The following is a 983-nucleotide window of genomic DNA, read 5'->3' on the forward strand; positions in this document are numbered from 1 at the left end:
AAAGGCCACCGGCTCGGCATGGAAGTTACCGCCTGAGATAGCTACTGGTCCATCTTCGTTATTGAAGATCAGCGGGTTATCGGTCACCGCATTAGATTCAATTAATAAAGTCTTGCCTGCTTGGTTGATGATATCAAGGCAAGCGCCCATGACTTGCGGCTGACAACGTAAGCAATACGGGTCTTGTACTCTATCGTCTTGCTCGCCATCGTGGGAGGCGCGAATAGCACTGCCTTTAATTAATTGACGATGGGCTTGTGCAATTTGTATCTGACCGTGATGGCCACGCACTTCATGAATACGGGCATCAAATGGCGCATCCGAGCCTTTGGCGGCATCGATAGACATAGAGCCGACGATGGTGGCGGTCTCTAATAAATCTCTTGCTAAGAAATAACCGCGCAATGCCAGTGCGGTGGATACTTGGGTGCCATTAATAAGAGCAAGACCTTCTTTGGCTGCTAGGGTAATGGGTTCAAGACCATGCTGCGCTAACGCATCAGCAGCAGGTACTTTTTTGCCGCCAACATAGACGTCGCCTTCGCCCATCATCGCCAGCGTCATATGCGATAAAGGTGCTAAGTCACCAGAAGCACCAACAGAACCTTTGGCAGGAATGTTTGGGGTAATTTGATTGTTGATTAAGCCAAGTAGGCTATCGACCACAGCGCGGCGGACGCCAGAGACGCCTTGCGCGAGGCTGGCAACTTTCATCACCATAATCAGCCTGACCACATTGTCTGGTAGCGCCTCACCAGTACCTACTGAGTGAGAAACGATAAGGTTACGCTGGAGTAGCTCAAGCTGATCATCACTGATACGGGTTTTTGCTAACAGGCCAAAACCGGTATTGATGCCATAAGCGCTCTTATCACGCGCAATGATGGTACGTACATCTTCGTGTGAGGCATCTATCGCTTCATAAGCACTGTCGGGTAACGTCAATATGACAGGTCGCTCATAAATATCGCGCAACATCTCAA

1 protein-coding gene is annotated in these 983 nt (G+C 49.6%); it reads right to left on the reverse strand.

What is annotated here, in order from left to right:
• The coding region (locus ACS8FD_RS17175; RefSeq protein WP_439276738.1) for an aromatic amino acid lyase at positions 1 to 983 on the reverse strand (983 nt) is incomplete at both ends.

The sequence above is a fragment of the Psychrobacter sp. 1U2 genome (genome assembly GCF_051847575.1).